Raw genomic sequence first — 17,242 nt, 5'->3', positions numbered from 1 at the left:
GTAGAAGGCGTTATCCATGCGTGTGTTGATCCTGCTCCTGATGCTCCTGCTGCCGGGCCTGTCCCAGGCGCAACCGGGCGACGACCTGTTCGCGCCGCGCGGCGCGACGCAGACGGATTTCCTGCCGGTGGAGAAAGCCTTCCGCTTCACCTGGGAGCGCCTCGACGACGGCCAGGTGCAACTGCGCTGGCAGATCGCGCCGGGCTACTACCTGTACCAGAAGCGCCTGCGCTTCGACGGACTCGACCCGGCCTTGCAGCCGCAGCTGCCGCCCGGCGAAAGCCACAGCGACGAGTTCTTCGGCGAGTCGCAGGTCTATCGCCAGAGCCTGGAACTGACCCTGCCGGCGGCCGCCGCCGGACAACTGCGCCTGGGCTGGCAGGGCTGCGCCGATGCCGGCCTGTGCTATCCGCCGCAGAGCCAGGCGCTCGACCTGGGCGGTACCGGCCCTGCCGCCGCCGGGACGAGCGGCGAAGTCGCCGAGGACCAGGGCCTGGCCGGCAGCCTGCAGGCCGGCAACCTGGCCTGGAGCCTGTTGCTGTTCTTCGGCCTCGGCCTGCTGCTGGCGTTCGCTCCCTGTTCGCTGCCGATGCTGCCGATCCTCGCCGGGCTGGTGGTCGGTAGCGGCGCCGGCCCTCGTCGAGGCCTGCTGCTGGCCGGTAGCTACGTGCTGAGCATGGCGCTGGTCTACGCCGGACTCGGGGTGGTCGCGGCGCTGCTTGGCGGCAACCTGCAGGCCTGGCTGCAACAGCCGTGGCTGCTGGGCAGCTTCGCCGCGCTGTTCGTGTTCCTCGCGCTGCCGATGTTCGGCTTCTTCGAGCTGCAACTGCCGGCTGCCCTGCGCGACCGCCTCGACGGTCTCAGTCGCGGCCGCAAGGGCGGCAGCCTGGCCGGTGCCGCTGCGCTCGGCGCGTTGTCCGGGCTGCTGGTGGGACCGTGCATGACCGCGCCGCTGGCCGGCGCCTTGCTCTATATCGCGCAGACCGGCAATGCCCTGCATGGCGGCCTGGTGCTGTTCAGCCTGGGCCTCGGCATCGGCATGCCGCTGTTGCTGCTGGTGACGGTCGGCAGCCGCTTCCTGCCCAAGCCCGGTCCCTGGATGAACCTGGTCAAGGGCGTGTTCGGCTTCCTTTTCCTCGGCACCGCCTGGATACTCCTGCGTCCGCTGCTCGGCGAGGCGCTGTGGATCGGCCTTGGCGGCGCGTTGCTGCTGGTCCTGGCCTACGCCGCGCTGCACACAGCGCGAGGCCTGGCGCGGCACGCGGTGCTGTTCGGCGCGGCGGGCTGCATCTTCGGTCTCTGGGGCGCGGCGATGCTGCTGGGCGCCGCGGCCGGGGCCGACGACCCCTGGCGTCCGCTACAGGTGTATGCGGCGGCGAACCGGGGCGCTACGCCGACGGCCAGCGCGCACGAGGCGTTCCTCACGGTGAGCCAGCCGGCCGAGTTGGACCGTCAGTTGGCTGCGGCCAAGGCCGAGGGACAATGGGTGCTGCTCGACTACTACGCTGACTGGTGCGTGTCCTGCCGGATCATGGAGAAACAGGTGTTCGCCAAGCCCGATGTGCTCGCCGCCCTGCAGGGCGTGCGCCTGCTGCGGCTCGACGTGACCGCGGACAACGCCGCCAGCCGCGAGCTGCTGCACCGCTACCAGGTACCCGGCCCGCCGAGCCTGATCTGGATCGGCCCGGAAGGCGAGGAGCGCCGCGCGCGCCGGTTGACCGGCGAAGTCGACGCCGGCGGCTTCCTCGCCCATTGGCAGGCGACCCGGGAGCGCGGCTGATGCTGAGTTTTTCCCTGGGGCCGCTGGTGGTCTCGCTGCAACACCTGCTGCTGTTCCTCGCCCTCGGCGCCGCGCTGCTCGGCGGTTGGCTGGCGGCGCGCGGTGGCGGGCGCAACGCCGAGCCGGTGCTGTTCAACCTGTTGTTGCTCGGCCTGCTGGTGGCGCGCCTGGCCTTCGTGGTGCGCTACTGGCCGCAGTACCGTGGCGACTTCGCACAGATGCTGGATATCCGCGATGGCGGTTTCCTCGCCTGGCCAGGCCTGCTCGCCGCTGTGCTCGGCGCGCTGTTCTGGGCCTGGCGGCGACCGGCGCTACGTCGCTCGCTGGGTGTCGGCGCCAGCCTCGGACTGGCGTTCTGGCTGCTTGGCAGCCTGGGCCTGGGCATCTACGAGCGCGGTACGCGCCTGCCCGAACTGAGCCTGCGCAACGCCGCCGGCGAGTCGGTGCAACTGGCCGATTTCCGGGGCCGCCCGCTGGTGATCAACCTCTGGGCCAGCTGGTGCCCGCCGTGTCGGCGCGAGATGCCGGTGCTGCAACAGGCGCAGGCGGAGAATCCCGACGTAGTGTTCCTCTTCGCCAACCAGGGCGAGAGCGCCGAGACCGTGCGCCATTTCCTCCAGGGCGAGAACCTGCGCCTGGACAACCTGCTGTTCGACAACGGCGGGCAGCTTGGCCAGCAGGTCGGCTCGGTCGCCTTGCCCACCACCGTTTTCTACACCGCCGAGGGCCGCCTGCTGGGCAGCCATCTCGGCGAACTGTCCCGCGGCAGCCTGGCGCGCTACCTCGAAGCCTTCGAGCCGGCCGCTGCCGCCCCCGCAACCAGGAGTTCCGAATGAGACTGCCGCGCAACCTGATCACCCTTGGCCTGGGCCTGACCCTCCTCAACGCCGGCCTGGCCACGGCGGCGGAGGAGCTGCCGGCGCCGATCCGCATGGTCCAGGAGAAGGGCGCCCGCATCCTCGGCAGCTTCGACGCCCCGGATGGCCTGCGCGGCTACGCCGCCGAATACCAGAACCAGGGCATGGCGCTGTACCTGACGCCCGACGGCAAGCACGTACTCACCGGCCACCTGTTCGACGCCCAGGGCAAGGACCTCAGCCGCGAACCGCTGGAGCGCCTGGTGTATGCGCCGCTGGCCAAGGAAATGTGGCAGAAGATGGAGCAGAGCGCCTGGATCGCCGATGGCCGTGCCGACGCGCCGCGCGTGGTCTACCTGTTCAGCGACCCGAACTGCCCGTACTGCACCATGTTCTGGGAGCAGGCGCGACCCTGGGTGGATGCCGGCAAGGTGCAGTTGCGGCATATCATGGTCGGCATCATTCGCGAGGACAGCGAAGCCAAGTCCGCTGCGCTGCTGGCCAGCAAGGACCCGCAGAAGGCCCTGCACGACCATGAGCAGGCGGGCAAGGCCAGCACCCTGAAGCCGCTGGCGAAGATCCCGGCGGCGGTGCGCAAGCAGCTCGCCGGCAACATGGAACTGATGGAGTCGATGGGCGCCGCGGCGACCCCGGCGATCTTCTATCTCAATGCCGAGGGGCGCATGCAGCAGCAACAGGGCGCGCCGCAGCCGGACCAGTTGGCGGAGATCCTCGGTCCGCGCTGATCCTCCGGGCCGGCGCCGAGCCGCCGGCCATCTATACTCCCTGCGTTACGCCAACCCAGCGGAGCGAGGGCCATGGACGACGCATTCAGCGAGGAAGGCAGCGCGCAGCCGCGCCATGACGCTCAGCGTCCGGCGCTCGCTCCGCGGAGCGACGGTTTCGACATCCACACCTACCATCCCGACTTCGTCGCCGATCCCTATCCGCTGTTGCGGCTGATCCGCTCCCGTGCGCCGGTCTGCCGCGACCAGGCCTCGATCTGGTGGATCAGTCGCTATGCCGATGTCTCGGCGTGCCTGCGCGACCGCCGTTTCTCCGCCGACCCCGCTCGCCTTGGCGCCGCCGGTGTCCGCCAGGGCGGCGCCAGCTGGTTCGGCCACCAGCAATTGCAACCGCTGGCGCGCTTCTACGACAACTTCATGCTGTTCAACGACGCGCCGCGGCACACCCGCCTGCGCAGGCTGTTCGCTCCGGCCTTCGGCCCCGACGCCGTGCGCCGCTGGGAGGCGTGCATCGAGGCGCTGGTGGAAGAGCTCCTCGACAGCTTGCTGGAGCGCCGCGAGCCCGATCTGCTCAGGGACTTCGCCGAACCGCTGACGATCCGGGTGGCCGCCGAGCTGTTCGGCTTTCCCCGCGAAGACACCGGGCAACTGCTGCCCTGGGGCCGCGACCTGGCCGCCGGGCTCGATCTCGCCGCCAGCCACGGCGATGCCGGGCAGATCAACCGCAGCGCGGCCGCCTTCAGCGACTACCTGCAACGCCAGGCGCGCGGCTGGAGCGATGGCTCTTCGCGCCCGCCGTCCGGCGCGGCGCCGAGCATCCTCGACGGCGCCGCGATGCTGGAGGCCGGACTGGGCCTCGAGGACCTGGTGGCGGCCTATGCCATGGTGTTCATGGCCGCGTTCGAAACCACCATCAGCATGGTCGGCAACGCTACGCTGGCGCTGCTCACCCATCCCGACCAGCTCGATCTGCTGCGGCGGTGCCCGGAGCTGGCGGCGAACGCGGTGGAGGAACTGCTGCGCTTCGACGGCGCGGTGCGCGGCGGCGTGCGTTGCACCCTGGAGGAGGTGGAGATCGGCGGCCAGCGGATTCCGCCTGGAGAGAAGGTCTGGCTGAGCTTCCTCGCGGCGAACCGCGACCCGGAGATGTTCGCCGCCCCCGACCGTCTGCAATTGCAGCGAGCGAACGCCAAGCAGCACGTGGCGTTCGCCCATGGTCCGCACTACTGCCTGGGCGCGTACCTGGCCCGGCTCGAATTGCAATGCGCATTGCGCGGCCTGGTGCGTCGCCGTTTCGCCCTGGCCTCGGAACCGACGGACCTGCGCTGGCGGCGCAGCTCGGTGTTCCGCACCCTGGAGCGCTTGCCGATCGTCCCGGAAGGCGACGCTCAGAAGACCTGCGAGTAGCGCAGGATCAGCCGGCTGCCCTCGCTGCGGTTGCGTGCGCCGTATTCGTGATAGGCGTTGAGGAACAGCCGCGACTTGCCCCAGCCGAACATCAGCGCCGGGCCGATGGCATCGACCCGCTCGCGGGAGTCCGGGCGGTCGTGCCCGTCGACCCGCTCGTCGGTGATCTGTCGCAGGCTGTAGCCGGACAACCCGACTCGCCAATGCGCATCCAGCGCCAGCGATACCGAGTAGTTGGCGTGGAACGCCTGGCCCGGCTGCAGGTAGTCGTCGGCCAACGGCGGCGCCGGGTCGCGATTCTTGCCCGGCAACAGGTACTGCAGGCGAGCGCTGGCTTCCCAGCCTTCGGCGAATTCCCAGGTCAGCGCGTAGTGCGGGTTGAAGCTCCAGTGGTTGCTGCCGGGATTGATCGCCCGATGCCTGTCGTAGCGCCCGGTGGGTAACTGGAAGGCGAGGTTCAGGCGCTGCCAGTAGGGCCGGCCGAACAGCTCGGTCTGCGGCCATTGCAGGATGAACGGACTGACGATCAGGTTGCCGAGGCCGTTGGCGCTGCCGGCGTGGGGTTCGAAGTCGGGATCGGCGAGCAGCACCGGGACGAGGATTTCCGCGCCGTAGTAGGCGCCGAACAGCTGGTGCTGGCTGATGTGGGCGAAGTGGCTGGTGGCGAGCAGGGTGCGCAGGCGGTTGTCGAGCGGGCGCCGGTGACCGTTGGCGTCCATGAAGTCGTCGGCCTCGTAGATATTCACGAACTGCTGGAACAGCGTGCCGGGCAGGGCCTTGCCGTCGAGGAAGGAGGTCTGGCCGAGGTTCATCCCCGGCAGCGCGGCGATAGCCTGGAACGAGGGCAGCAGCAGGGGCAGGGCCAGCAGGCTGGCCCGGATGCGGGTGGTCATGGGCGTGTCCTTCTTGTTGTTGTTTTCCACGGGGCAGCGCGTCAGTCCGGCAGGTAGTCGGGCTGGCGCTCGGGGCTGGCGCGCTGGAAGGCTTCGAGCGCCAGGCAGCGCCCCTCCAGTTCGAGCAACGCCGGGTAGGGCGCCAGGTCACAGCCCATGCGCCGGGCGTTGGCCAGTTGCGGCACCAGGCAGCACTCGACGATGCCCGCTGCGGCGCCGGCGAAGAAGGCGCCGCGACGGTGTCGGTTCAGCAGGGTCTCCGCCGCCGCCAGGCCCTCGGCGACCCAGTGCGCGTACCAGCGCTGGCGGTCCTCGGCGTCTATGCCGAGGACCTGGGTCAGGTACTTGAGCACCCGCACGTTGTTCAGCGGATGGATGTCGCAGGCCACCAGCAGGGCCAGTTCCAGCGCCTGGGCGCGATGCAGTGGGTCGAGAGGGATCAGGCGCGGTTCGGGCTGCACGGCATCGAGATAGTCGATGATCGCCAGCGACTGGCTGAACCGACGGCCGTCGGCGTCGACCAGGGTCGGCAGCGCGCCCATCGGGTTGCGCTGGCGGTCGGCCGGGCGCAGTTGCTCGCCCTGCCGCAGGTTGACCGGCACTACCTGGTAATCCAGACCTTTCAGGGCCAATGCGATACGCACCCGATAGGACGTGGAGCTGTTGAAGAAGCTGTAGAGCTGCATGGAAAGTCCTGTTCAGAGAGTGGTGGGAGAAGGCCTGGCCCGGCGCCGGCCCAGGCGATGCACGGCCACGGCGGCGAGCAGCGCCGGGATCACCAGCAGGGCGAGGATGCCGCTGAAGCCCAGGCCCAGGCCGAGCAGGGCGCCGCCGCTAAGGGAGCCGACGATCGAGCCGATGCGGCCCAGGCCGAGGGCCCAGCTGACCCCGGTGGCGCGGCTGCGGGTCGGATAGAAATCGGCGGCCAGGGCGTTGGCGCCGACCTGCGAGCCGCTGATGCAGAAACCGACGCCGGCGACGCACAGCGCCAGCAGGGCGAAGCTGTGGTAGAGGCTGGCGATGCCGAGGATGAACAGGGCGCCGCCGACGTAGGCCAGGCTCAGCACCCGGTGCGCGTCGAAGCGATCCATGGCGCTGCCCAGGAGGAGTGCGCCGAGGGTGCCGCCGAGCTGGAACATGGCGCTGATCGTCGCCGCCTCGCCGAGACTGAAGCCGGTGCCGCCGATCAGCGTCGGCAGCCAGTTGGTCAGCAGGTAGATGATCAGCAGGCCCATGAAAAAGGTGGCCCAGAGCAGCAGGGTGCCGCCGCGCAGCTCGGCGCCGAGGATCTGCCGCAGGGGCGAGGTGCCGTCGGACTCGTCGGCGGGCAGTTCGAGGCGTCCGGCCCAGCCGTCGGGCAGGCGCCCCAGGCGTTCGAGGATGCGCCGCAGGCGCGCCGCGTCCGGTGCGCGGCGGGCGAGGAAGCGCACCGACTCCGGCAGGCATGCCCAGAGCAGCGGCAGGCTCGCCAGGGGCAGGCCGCCGCCGAGCAGCAGCACGCTTTCCCAGCCCAACGCCGGGACCATCCGCGCGGCGAGCAGGCCGCCCAGCGCCGAGCCGAGGGTGAAGCCGCAGAACATCGCGGTGACCATCAGCGCGCGGTGCCGGCGCGGGCAGTATTCGGAGGTCAGGGTGATCGCGTTGGGCATCGCCCCGCCCAGGCCGAGGCCGGTGAAAAAGCGCAGCAGGGCCAGGGTTTCCACCGAACCGGCGTAGGCCGAGGCGAGGCTCCAGCCGCCGAAGAACAGCACCGAGAGCAGGAGCACGCTCTTGCGTCCGAAACGGTCGGCCAGCGGGCCGGCGGCGAAGGCGCCGAGGGCCAGGCCGGCCAGCGCGGCGCCGAGGATCGGGCTGAGTTGCGCCGGGCTCAGTTGCCAGTCGTGGGCCAGGGCCGGGGCGATGAAGCCGATGGCGGCGGTGTCGAATCCGTCCATGGCGACGATCAGGAAGCACAGCGACAGGACTCGCAACTGGAAGGCGGAAACCGCCTGCGCATCGATGAAAGCCTGGACGTCGATCTTGTTGTTCTTGTCGGGCGTAGGCATGAGCGTTCCTCGGCCGTCGCCTTGGCGACAGCCCGGATGAAGGGCAGGGTGGGCCCGCGCCGTGCGCGGGCGGTGGGTCAGACCACGCGGACGCTGAGTTCGCCGAGGCCGTCGATGGCGCCGAGCATCCGCTCGCCGCGCTCGACCGCGCCGACGCCTTCCGGGGTGCCGGTGAAGACCAGGTCGCCGGGGCGCAGCTCGAAGAAGCGCGACAGGTAGCTGACGGTTTCCGCCACCGACCAGATCAACTGGTCGATGTCGCTGCGCTGGCGATCCTCGCCGTCGACCTGGAGGCTGATGGCGGCGTGGCGCGGATGGCCGACCTGGCTGGCAGGGTAGAGCGGGCCGATCGGCGCCGAGCGGTCGAAGGCCTTGCCGATCTCCCAGGGCCGGCCCATCTCGCGCATGCGCATCTGCAGGTCGCGGCGGGTCATGTCCAGGCCCACCGCGTAGCCCCAGACGTGTTCCTCGGCCTGCTCCAGGGGGATGTCGCAGCCGCCCTTGCCGATCGCCGCCACCAGTTCGATCTCGTAGTGGTAGTTGCCGGTCTGGCTCGGGTAGGCCAGCTCCAGGGTGCTGCCGGCGGCGACCGGGACCACCGCGTCGGCCGGCTTGCAGAAGAAGAACGGCGGCTCGCGCTCGGGATCGAAGCCCATTTCCCGGGCGTGGGCGGCGTAGTTGCGGCCGACGCAGTAGACCCGCCGCACCGGGAAGGTCTGGTCGCTGCCATGGATGGTGAGGCTGACGGGTGCTTCGGGCGCGAAGAGATGGTTCATGGGACGGGTCCTTCAGTGGGCGAGGGTTTCGCGGGATTCGCGGAGGATGCCGAGCGCCTGCTGCACAGGGCGGTCGGAGAAACTGAACAGCACGCAGTCGGTGGCGCCGGCTTCCAGGCGCAGCTCGGCCCAGGAGGGCACGACGAACAGATCCTTGGCCTCGAAGGCGAAGCGCCGGCCGCCGATCTGCGCCACGCCGCTGCCTTCCACCACCGAATAGACGCTGGCGTCGGTGCTGCGCGCGGGCTGCCCGAGGAAGCCGGCCGGCAGCAGTTGCAGGCAGGTGGCGATGGTCGGCATGGCCCAGCCGCCGGTGGCCGGGTTGACGTAGCGCAGCTTGTGGCCTTCCCAGGGATCGGGCCGTTCGAGGCGCGCCAGGCGCTCGAGGGCCTCGCGGCTGCGCGCGTAGGGGTAGCTGAACAGCGGCGAGGTCGGCGTCGTCGGCTGATGGCGCAGCGGCAGCATGTTGCTGCCGTAGCGGGCGAGGCTGTCGCCTTCGCCACGTCGCAACGGCTGTACCGGTTCATCATGGTTTTCGGCGAAGGTGGCGCCGAAGAAACGCAGCATCGGGATGTCCAGGCCGTCCAGCCAGACCACCGGCTCGCCGCCTTCCGCGGCGGCGCGGTTGCCGTGGTCGTGCCAGGTCCAGGACGGGGTGATGATGAAGTCGCCCGGCTCCATGCGGGTGCGTTCGCCGTCCACCGAGGTGTAGGCGCCGTAGCCCTCGACGACGAAGCGCAGGGCCGACTGGGTGTGCCGGTGGCTGGGGGCGATCTCGCCCGGCAGGATCAGTTGCAGGCCGGCGTAGAGGCTCGGGGTGATCGCCGACTGGCCGGGAAGGTCCGGGTTCTCCAGCACCAGCACGCGGCGCACCGCTTCCTCGGCGCTGATCAGGTCGCCTGCCTCGAGCAGGAACGGGCGCAGTTCGCGATAGCGCCACAGCGCCGCCTGGCAGCCGCCGGCGGGTTGCGCCGGGACCAGGCTGTGCAGGGCTTCCCAGAGCGGGGTGAGGTGCTGCTGGCGGATGCGTCGATAGAAGTCGGCGCGCTTCTCGGTGGAATTGTCGTTATGCATACCGATGAATCTCCGGCGGGAGGAGGCGGGGCCGCCTCGGTCTGGTAGTCATTATTCGAGGTGAAGGCATAACCGAATAATGATATTTAGACATCGACCTATACGTATTCGAGGATGGCTTGCGATGGACTGGACCCGCCGCCTGCGCCTGCAACACCTGCAACTGCTGGTCAGCCTGATGGAGACCGGCAACCTCAGCGGCACCGCCCGGGCCGCACACACCACCCAACCGGGCCTGTCGAAGTGGCTCAAGGAACTGGAGGAGGACGTCGGCGCGCCGCTGTTCGAGCGTCACGCCCGTGGCCTGCGCCCGACGCCCTATGGCATGACCCTGTTCAACCACGCCCAGCGCGTACTCACCGAGATGGAGCGGGCGCGGCAGAACCTCGAGGCGATGCGCAGCGGCAGCGGCAGCCGGGTGCTCCTCGGCACGTCGCCGGCCTCCGCGCCGAGCCTGGTGCCGCGCGCATTGCGGGCGTTCCTCGGACGCTACCCCGGGGCCCAGGTGGAACTGCTCGAAGGCACCATGAACGGCCTTCTCGAGCGGCTGGAGAAACGCCAGCTCGATGTGGTGGTGGGGCGCCTGGACAACTATGCGCCGCGCGCCAGCCTGCGCTGCGAGGTGCTCTACAGCGAGGCGATCGTGGTGATGGCGCGCCCCGGTCACCCCCTGGCCCAGGCCGCCGCGCTGGACTGGGAAGACGTGCGGCGCTACGACTGGATCGTCTGGCCGCCCGGCTCGCCGATCCGCAGCAAGCTCGACATGGCCCTGACCCAGGGCGGCCGGCAGCCGCCGGCCTACCGCCTGGAGTCATCGTCGATGCTGGCCAACATCGAATTGTTGCGTGGCAGCGACATGCTATCCATCGGCTCGGCGCGGGTGGTCGAGCACCTTGCCGGGCTCGGCCTGGTGGCCAGGCTGGCGCTGGAGATTCCCGGCGAGGGCGCGGTGGGCATGTGCTGGCGCGACGAACCGCACCGCGACCGTGCCAGCGAAGACCTGCTGGCCTGCCTGCGCGAAGGCGCGGCGGCCGAGTAGGGCGCCGGCCGGCGGGTGCTATTGCAAAAAGGCCGCGGCTTCTCGACAATGCGATTCATTATCATTCATGTGTCACCCCGACTTTCCCATGTCCGCCCCGATCCTTCTCAGCGCCCACCATCGCGCCATGCATGCGCTGTACAGCGAGCACCATGGCTGGTTGCAGAACTGGCTGCGCGGCAAGCTGGGCTGCGCGGCGGACGCGGCGGACCTGGCCCAGGACACCTTCCTGCGCATCCTGCTCAAGCGCGAACTGCGCGAGATCGGCATGCCGCGCGCGTTCCTGCGGACCATCGCCCGCGGCCTGGTGATCGACCACTGGCGTCGCGAGGAACTGCAGCGCGCCTACCTCGAAAGCATCGCCCACCTGCCCGAGGCACAGGCGCCGTCGCCCGAGGCGCGGGAACTGGTGCTGGAACTGCTGGAGGAAATCTCGCGGATGCTCGACGGGCTCAAGCCGAAGGTCCGCACCGCCTTCCTCCTGGCCCAGTGCGAAGACCTCAGCCACCGGCAGATCGCCGAACGCATGGGGGTTTCCCAGCGTAGCGTCGAGCGCTACGTGGCCGAGGCGCTGTACCACTGCTACCTGCTGCGCTACGGCGAATGAGCGGAGCCGTGGACGGGACGCGCGGTAGGGTCGACGAAGCGGTGGTCAGGCAGGCCATCCACTGGCTGGTCCGCCTGCGCTCGCAGCCGGCCGACGATCGCCTGCAGCGCGCCTGCGCGGCCTGGCGCGCGGAGCACGGCGAGCACGAGCGGGCCTGGCAGCAGGTCAGCGCGCTCAACGAAGAACTGCAAGGACGCTTCAAGGCGCTGCCCGGCGGGGTCGCCTACGGCACCCTGGACAGTAGCGCGCAGCGCCTGCAGCGGCGCCAGGCGCTGAAACTGCTGTCGCTGCTGGTGGCCGGCGGCGCCGTGGCCTGGGTCGGTCGCGATAGCCTGCCCTGGCAGCGCCTGAGCGCCGACTACAGCACCGCCACCGGCGAGCGGCGCAGTATCGAGCTGGTCGACGGCACCCGCCTGCAACTGAACACCGACAGCGCGGTCGACGTGCGCTACGACGCCGGCCAGCGCCTGATTCTCCTCGCCCGCGGCGAGATCTTCCTCGCCAGCGGCGCCGATACGCAATCGCCCACGCACAGGCCGCTGCGGGTACGTACCGCGCAAGGGCTGTTCGAGGCCCTCGGCACCCGTTTCAACGTACGCCTGCAAGATGCCGCCACCTGTCTCAGCGTCAGCGAGGGTTCGGTGCGCATCGATGCCTTCGGCGCGCGTCCGCTGCAGGCTCCGGTGGCCGAGGCGGGGCAGAGCTATCGGATCGCCGCCGACGGCGTGCGGCGCCTCGAACGGCCGCAGATGGACGCCGTGGCCTGGGCCGATGGCCTCATCGTCACCCGCGACATGCGCCTGGCCGATTTCCTCGCCGAGGTCGCCCGCTACCGCAACGGCTACCTCGGCTGCGCCGCGGAGGTCGCCGACCTGCGCCTGTCCGGGGTCTATCGCCTGGACGACACCGACAAGCTGCTGCAGGTGCTCGCGCGGACCCTGCCGGTGCGCCTGCAGCGACATACCCGCTGGTGGGTGAGGGTGGTCGCCGCCTGAGTCGCGCCGGCGGCCGCGTGGACGCTTGCTTTCGTCCGGAGCAAAACGCACTGAAAATTATTTTCATTATTTTTGTCGGCTTTCCGCGACTGGTCCGGCTTTACCGATTGAACACCCTTCAACGACTCCAACGGATCCCGTTCATGACCGCCACCGCCGTCGTCCTCCGCAATGCCCCGTCGTCCCTCGATTTCCCCCGCGCCTCGCGCCTGAGCCGTTCGGTGCGCGCGGCCCTGCTGTCGTTGGCCATGGCGGCCGGCGCGGCGCCGCTCTGCGCCTCGGCCGCCGAAGCGGCGGCGGAACAGGCGCGGCCCTATGCGATCCCCGCCGGACAGTTGGGCGACGTGCTCAACCGCTTCGCCCGCGAAGCCGGCATCACCCTCTCGGCCACTCCGGCGCAGACCGGTGGCTACAGCTCCCAGGGGTTGCGCGGCAGTTTCACCGTGCAGCAGGGCCTGGCCCGGCTGCTCGCCGACACCCCGCTGGAAGCGGAAGACCAGGGCGACGGCAGCTTCGTCTTGCGCGAGGCGCCGGCAAAGGACGGCGATGTGCTGAACATGCAGGCGGTGGAGGTCTTCGCCCTCGGCAACAACCTGGGCAGCACCGATGGCTACCTGGCCACCCATAGCCAGATCGCCACCAAGACCAGCAAGCCGCTGCTGGAAACCAGCCAGACCGTCTCGGTGATCACCCGCGAGCAGATCGACGACACCGCCTCCAAGACCGTGCAGCAGGCGATGCGCTATACCCCCGGCATCTTCACCGGCCAGGTCGGCGCCTCCAACCGCTACGACTACGTGGTGATGCGCGGCTTCGCCGACAACAGCGTGGACAACATCTACCTCGACGGGCTCAAGGCCATGGGCGACAGCGGTACCTTCAGCTCGATGCAGGTCGACCCGTACTTCCTCGAACGCATCGATGTGCTCAAGGGGCCGTCCTCGGTGCTCTACGGCCGTAGCCTGCCGGGCGGCCTGGTGGCGCTGACCAGCAAGAAGCCGTTGTACGAGGACTACCGCCAGATCACCGGCAGCATCGGCAACATGGGCCAGAAGGAGATGGGCTTCGATTTCAGCGGGCCGCTCGACGAGGAGAAGCGCATCGCCTACCGCCTGATCGGTCTCGGCAAGGGCTCGGACACCCAGTTCGATCACGTCAAGGAGGAGCGCTACGCCATCGCCCCGACCCTGGCCATCGACTTCAGCGACGACACCACCCTGACCCTGCAAGGCTACCTGCAACACGATCCCAACGGGGGCTACCACGGCGGCGTACCGGCCGACGGCACCCTGTCGCACCACAACGGCCGGCACATCTCCCGCGAGTTCTTCGATGGCGAGCCGAGCAAGGACGACTTCGACCGCACCCAGCGGATGTTCGGCTACCAGCTGGAGCACCGCATCGACGACGTCTGGTCGGCGCGGCAGAACTTCCGCTACCTGGACTCCGACGTCGACCTGTCGCAGGTCTACGCCTACGGCTGGAGCGCCAGCGAGCCGAACAAGCTGAACCGCTACTTCAGCGGCGCCCGCGAGCACCTGCAGGCGTATATCGTCGACAACATGCTGCAGGCCGAATTCGCCACCGGCGCGGCGCGCCACACCCTGCTCACCGGCCTCGACTACCAGCGCCGGCGCACCGTGGTCGACTGGCGTTCCGGCTCGGCCTCGGCGCTGGACGCGTTCAACCCGGTCTACGGCGACGACGCCATCAGCTATTTCCCGGACGACAACCACACCCGCCGCCTGGAGCAGACCGGCGTCTACCTCCAGGACCTGATCGACATCGACCAGTGGCGCTTCTCGCTCGGCCTGCGCCAGGACTGGGTCAGCGTCACCGACAAGAACCGCAGCACCGGCAGCAAGGCCGACGACGACTGGGAGAAATTCACCGGGCGGATCGGCGCGCTGTACCTGTTCGACAACGGCCTGGCGCCCTACGTCAGCTACTCCGAGTCGTTCAACCCGAACGCCTATTCCGACGCCTCCGGCACGCCCCTGGCGCCCACCGAGGGCAAGCAGTGGGAACTCGGCCTGAAGTTCCAGGCGCCGGGCAGCAACAGCTTCTACACCGCCTCGCTGTTCCATATCACCCAGGAAAACGTCGCCTCCAAGGAACCCCAGGACAACTTCTACACCTCGGTCGGCGAAGTGCGCTCCCAGGGGCTCGAACTGGAGGCCCATACCCAGCTCAGCGACAACCTGAAACTGCTCGGCAGCTACACCTACACCGACATCACCTACACCAAGTCGCTGGACGGCAACCAGGGCCATACGCCGAACCAGGCGCCCAAGCACATGGCTTCGCTGTGGGCCGACTATGCCTTCGACGCCGGCCCGCTCAGCGGTCTGAGCATCGGCGGCGGCGCTCGCTACGTCGGCGAGACCTGGGCGGACAAGGAAAACACCTTGCGGGTGCCGGACTACACCCTGGTCGACGCGCGGATCGGCTACGACCTCGGCAAGCTCGGCCTGAAAGGCCTGGACGTCAGCCTCAATGCCAACAACCTGCTGGACAAGGACTACGTGGCGTCCTGCTACAGCCTGGACTTCTGCTACTTCGGCGAGAAGCGCAACGTCACCGCGACGGTGAACTACCAGTTCTGACCGTCCTCCCGGGCCCCGGCGCCAGCGCCGCGGTACCGGCCAAGCAGCCCGGCGCGCAACGTACGCGCCGGGCATTCGCCGGCGTCGCCGGCCGTACCCTGGTTACCTGGAGCCCCCATGCGCCCCGTCCTGGTCCTGCTGCACCGCTATGTCGGTCTGGCTACCGCGCTGTTCCTTTTCCTCGCCGGTCTCACCGGCAGCCTGCTGGCCTTCCATCATGAAATCGACGAATGGCTGAACCCCGGCTTCTACGCCGTGGGCGAGGGCGGCGAGCGCCTTTCCCCGGGCAGCCTGGTGCAACGCGTCGAGTCACGCTATCCGCGACAACTGGTGTGGTATATGGAGTATCCCGAGGCGGGCGGGCATCCGGCGTTGCTCGCCACCGTGCCGCGCGAGGCCGGCGCCAAGGTCGAGCACGACGTGTTCTACCTCGACCCGGTCAGCGGCGAGGAAGTCGGCAAGCGCCTCTGGGCGGCCTGCTGCTTCCAGCCGGCGAACCTGGTTCCCTGGGTCCTGGAGTTCCACCACAACCTGACCCTGCCGGGGAACTGGGGCCTGTACCTGATGGGCGGGGTGGCGATGTTCTGGTTCCTCGACTGCTTCGTCGGCGCCTGGCTGACCCTGCCGCGCGGCCGGCCGTTCTGGAGCAAGTGGACGACAGCCTGGAAGATCAAGCGCGGCAACGCCTACCGCTTCAACTTCGACCTGCATCGCGCCGGCGGCCTCTGGCTCTGGCTGCTGCTGGCGCCGGTGGCGCTGAGCAGCGTCGCCCTGAACCTGCCGAGCCAGGTGTTCAAGCCGCTGGTATCGCTGTTCTCGCCGATCGAACCGAGCGTCTACGAGGCGCGCGGGCGGCTGCCCAGGGAGCAACTGGGGGAGACCCGCCTGGACTACGACCGCACCTTCCAGTTGGCCAGCGTCGAAGCGGCGCGGCTGGGCATCGCCGAGCCGATCGGCGAGCTGTACTACAGCTTCGAATACAACTTCTTCGGCGCCGGCTTCGGCGACCACGACGACCCCATGGGCAAGTCCTGGCTGTTCTTCCACGGCAGCGACGGCCGCCTGCTAGGCCAGGAAGTCGCCGGGCAGGGCAGTTGGGGAGAGCGTTTCTACCGCTTGCAGTACCCGATCCACGGCGGGCGCATCGCCGGCCTGCCGGGACGCATCGCCATCGCCGCCCTCGGCCTGGCCATCGCCGGGCTGTCGCTGACCGGTGTCTACATCTGGTGGCGCAAGCGCCGGGCGCGCCACTGGAACGGCCGCTAGACGGCTGTTAGTCTGGCTGCCTCCCACACCACCAGAGGATGGACGAATGAACGCAAGGATCGCCGCATTGGGACTGCTCCTGCCCCTGGCCGCCGGCAGCGCCGTGGCCGCGGAGGAGGGCAGCTCGGTCAAGGATGCGGCCAAGGCCGCGGTGTCCTCGGCCATCGAGACCGGCAAGAACCTCCTCGGCGGGGTCAGCGAGGGCATCACCAGCGGCCGCCAGTCGGCCCAGGGCGCCGATGGCGCCAAGGTGGTCTCCGACAACGCCGGCTTCGCCGAGATCGGCCAGGTCGAAGTGCTCAAGACCGAGCCGCGCGACCAGCAACTGGCCGTCACCCTCGGCTTCAAGAACGACAGCGACGCCACCGTGCGCCTGATCAACCTGACCCAGACCGGCGCGCTGCTGGTGATCGACAACGACGGCTACTCCAACGCCCTGGTCGCCCTCGCCAACCCCGACGACGTCACCGTTCCGGCCAAGGCCGGCATCCGCCAGACCTTCGTCTTCGAAGGCGGCGCGGAAGGGATCAAGGCGGTGCGCCTGTGGGGCAAGGACCTGCCGGTGAAGTGAATTCGAGTCTGCGTCAAAGCAGCCCCGCCTTGGCGGGGCTTCTTTCTGCCGGGCCACGAGCGCAAATAATCAGCTCACCAGAACCCGGCCGAGCGCTGCCTGGAGACCGATAGGTCCTTCCCATTACGAAAATGACGACATCGCATCGATCCTGAAACGTCCGTACAGCCAGGACGACGCAATGAAGGCAAAGTGCCATTCCCTCCTGTCCCTGTTTGGATTAGCATTCCTACTTTTGGACTAATCCCCCCTCAACACGCCCATGTCGTTTAGCTATGCGGTGGATATTGAAGGGAACTCGCAGGACATCGGATGTTGCGTTCTAGCTATCGAGCGGTTGTCGCTGGCTTGGTTTTACTGCCGCTGCTTGCCAGCGCCGCCCCCTTCACCTCCCCCGGCGACCGCGACCTGATCCGCGACCGCCAGCAGCGCCTGCTGGACGAACAGCGCAAGCGCCTGGAGGAACTCCAGCAACTGCCCGGCAAGGGAGCGCCCGCCGCTGCGGATGCCTCCGGCGACGACGAGCGCTGCTTCGAGATCCGCCGCATCGAGCTGGAAGGCGCCGGGCACCTCGACGAAA

15 protein-coding genes and 1 pseudogene are annotated in these 17,242 nt (G+C 69.1%); 11 read left to right on the top strand and 5 right to left on the bottom strand.

Translation table 11 applies throughout. From position 1 onward, the window contains the following. Positions 1-16 precede the first annotated feature (16 nt). From dsbD to HMPREF1224_RS14220, 4 genes are all read left to right on the top strand, one after another. Positions 17-1,780: a protein-disulfide reductase DsbD gene (dsbD, locus tag HMPREF1224_RS14235; RefSeq protein ID WP_003103572.1), complete on the top strand. Its 1,764-nt coding sequence runs from the start codon at positions 17-19 to the stop codon at positions 1,778-1,780. After that, positions 1,780-2,616 (top strand): TlpA family protein disulfide reductase, encoded by an 837-nt coding sequence (locus HMPREF1224_RS14230; RefSeq protein WP_003089792.1) that lies wholly within the window; start codon positions 1,780-1,782, stop codon positions 2,614-2,616. The genes dsbD and HMPREF1224_RS14230 overlap by 1 nt, the downstream gene beginning before the upstream one ends. Then, complete coding sequence (gene dsbG / locus HMPREF1224_RS14225) at positions 2,613-3,383, top strand: thiol:disulfide interchange protein DsbG (RefSeq protein WP_003089790.1); 771 nt, start codon at positions 2,613-2,615, stop codon at positions 3,381-3,383. The genes HMPREF1224_RS14230 and dsbG overlap by 4 nt, the downstream gene beginning before the upstream one ends. Positions 3,384-3,455: 72 nt before the next feature. Continuing rightward, positions 3,456-4,790, top strand: a complete 1,335-nt coding sequence (locus HMPREF1224_RS14220; protein ID WP_010793051.1) for a cytochrome P450 — start codon at positions 3,456-3,458, stop codon at positions 4,788-4,790. On the opposite strand, the gene HMPREF1224_RS14215 is transcribed toward HMPREF1224_RS14220, so the two are convergent. The 5 genes from HMPREF1224_RS14215 to gtdA all read right to left on the bottom strand — a co-directional run bounded on the left by HMPREF1224_RS14215 (position 4,772) and on the right by gtdA (position 9,578). Next, positions 4,772-5,683: a SphA family protein gene (locus tag HMPREF1224_RS14215; RefSeq protein ID WP_003139136.1), complete on the bottom strand. Its 912-nt coding sequence runs from the start codon at positions 5,681-5,683 to the stop codon at positions 4,772-4,774. The two genes, HMPREF1224_RS14220 and HMPREF1224_RS14215, sit on opposite strands and share 19 nt — an antisense overlap. A 41-nt stretch (positions 5,684-5,724) precedes the next feature. Next, positions 5,725-6,369, bottom strand: a complete 645-nt coding sequence (gene maiA / locus HMPREF1224_RS14210) for a maleylacetoacetate isomerase (protein WP_003113293.1) — start codon at positions 6,367-6,369, stop codon at positions 5,725-5,727. Positions 6,370-6,381: 12 nt separating this feature from the next. Then, the gene (locus HMPREF1224_RS14205) at positions 6,382-7,728 is read right to left on the bottom strand and encodes an MFS transporter (protein ID WP_003113292.1); all 1,347 of its coding nucleotides are present in this window, start codon (positions 7,726-7,728) and stop codon (positions 6,382-6,384) included. Between the two features lie 77 nt (positions 7,729-7,805). Continuing rightward, a complete protein-coding gene (locus HMPREF1224_RS14200) occupies positions 7,806-8,504 on the bottom strand; it encodes a fumarylacetoacetate hydrolase family protein (RefSeq protein WP_003089781.1) in 699 nt (232 codons plus the stop codon). Positions 8,505-8,516: 12 nt separating this feature from the next. Further along, complete coding sequence (gtdA, locus tag HMPREF1224_RS14195; protein WP_003106350.1) at positions 8,517-9,578, bottom strand: gentisate 1,2-dioxygenase; 1,062 nt, start codon at positions 9,576-9,578, stop codon at positions 8,517-8,519. A gap of 124 nt (positions 9,579-9,702) precedes the next feature. Here gtdA and HMPREF1224_RS14190 point away from each other — a divergent pair, with 124 nt between their 5' ends. The 7 genes and pseudogenes from HMPREF1224_RS14190 to HMPREF1224_RS45265 form a co-directional block, all read left to right on the top strand. Beyond that, complete coding sequence (locus HMPREF1224_RS14190; RefSeq protein ID WP_003089777.1) at positions 9,703-10,617, top strand: LysR family transcriptional regulator; 915 nt, start codon at positions 9,703-9,705, stop codon at positions 10,615-10,617. 88 nt (positions 10,618-10,705) lie between these two features. Next, positions 10,706-11,224 (top strand): sigma-70 family RNA polymerase sigma factor, encoded by a 519-nt coding sequence (locus HMPREF1224_RS14185; protein WP_003089775.1) that lies wholly within the window; start codon positions 10,706-10,708, stop codon positions 11,222-11,224. Between the two features lie 8 nt (positions 11,225-11,232). Next, positions 11,233-12,219: an anti-sigma factor FoxR gene (gene foxR, locus HMPREF1224_RS14180; protein WP_003113290.1), complete on the top strand. Its 987-nt coding sequence runs from the start codon at positions 11,233-11,235 to the stop codon at positions 12,217-12,219. A gap of 143 nt (positions 12,220-12,362) precedes the next feature. Continuing rightward, entirely contained in the window at positions 12,363-14,825 is a 2,463-nt protein-coding gene (foxA, locus tag HMPREF1224_RS14175) for a ferrioxamine receptor FoxA (RefSeq protein ID WP_003113289.1), read from the top strand. 117 nt (positions 14,826-14,942) lie between these two features. After that, positions 14,943-16,091 carry a PepSY-associated TM helix domain-containing protein gene (locus HMPREF1224_RS14170; RefSeq protein WP_003113288.1) on the top strand — a complete coding sequence of 383 codons (1,149 nt, stop codon included), beginning with the start codon at positions 14,943-14,945 and terminating at the stop codon, positions 16,089-16,091. Between the two features lie 46 nt (positions 16,092-16,137). Further along, positions 16,138-16,662 (top strand): hypothetical protein, encoded by a 525-nt coding sequence (locus HMPREF1224_RS14165; protein WP_003120098.1) that lies wholly within the window; start codon positions 16,138-16,140, stop codon positions 16,660-16,662. 312 nt (positions 16,663-16,974) lie between these two features. Then, positions 16,975-17,242: pseudogene (locus tag HMPREF1224_RS45265) on the top strand (ShlB/FhaC/HecB family hemolysin secretion/activation protein); the annotation flags it as partial.

Source organism: Pseudomonas sp. P179 (assembly GCF_000478485.2).
In the GTDB taxonomy this organism is placed as follows: Bacteria; Pseudomonadota; Gammaproteobacteria; order Pseudomonadales; family Pseudomonadaceae; genus Pseudomonas; species Pseudomonas aeruginosa.
Note: the sequence above shows the minus strand (reverse complement) of the source record. Positions and strands in the feature narration are given on the sequence as shown.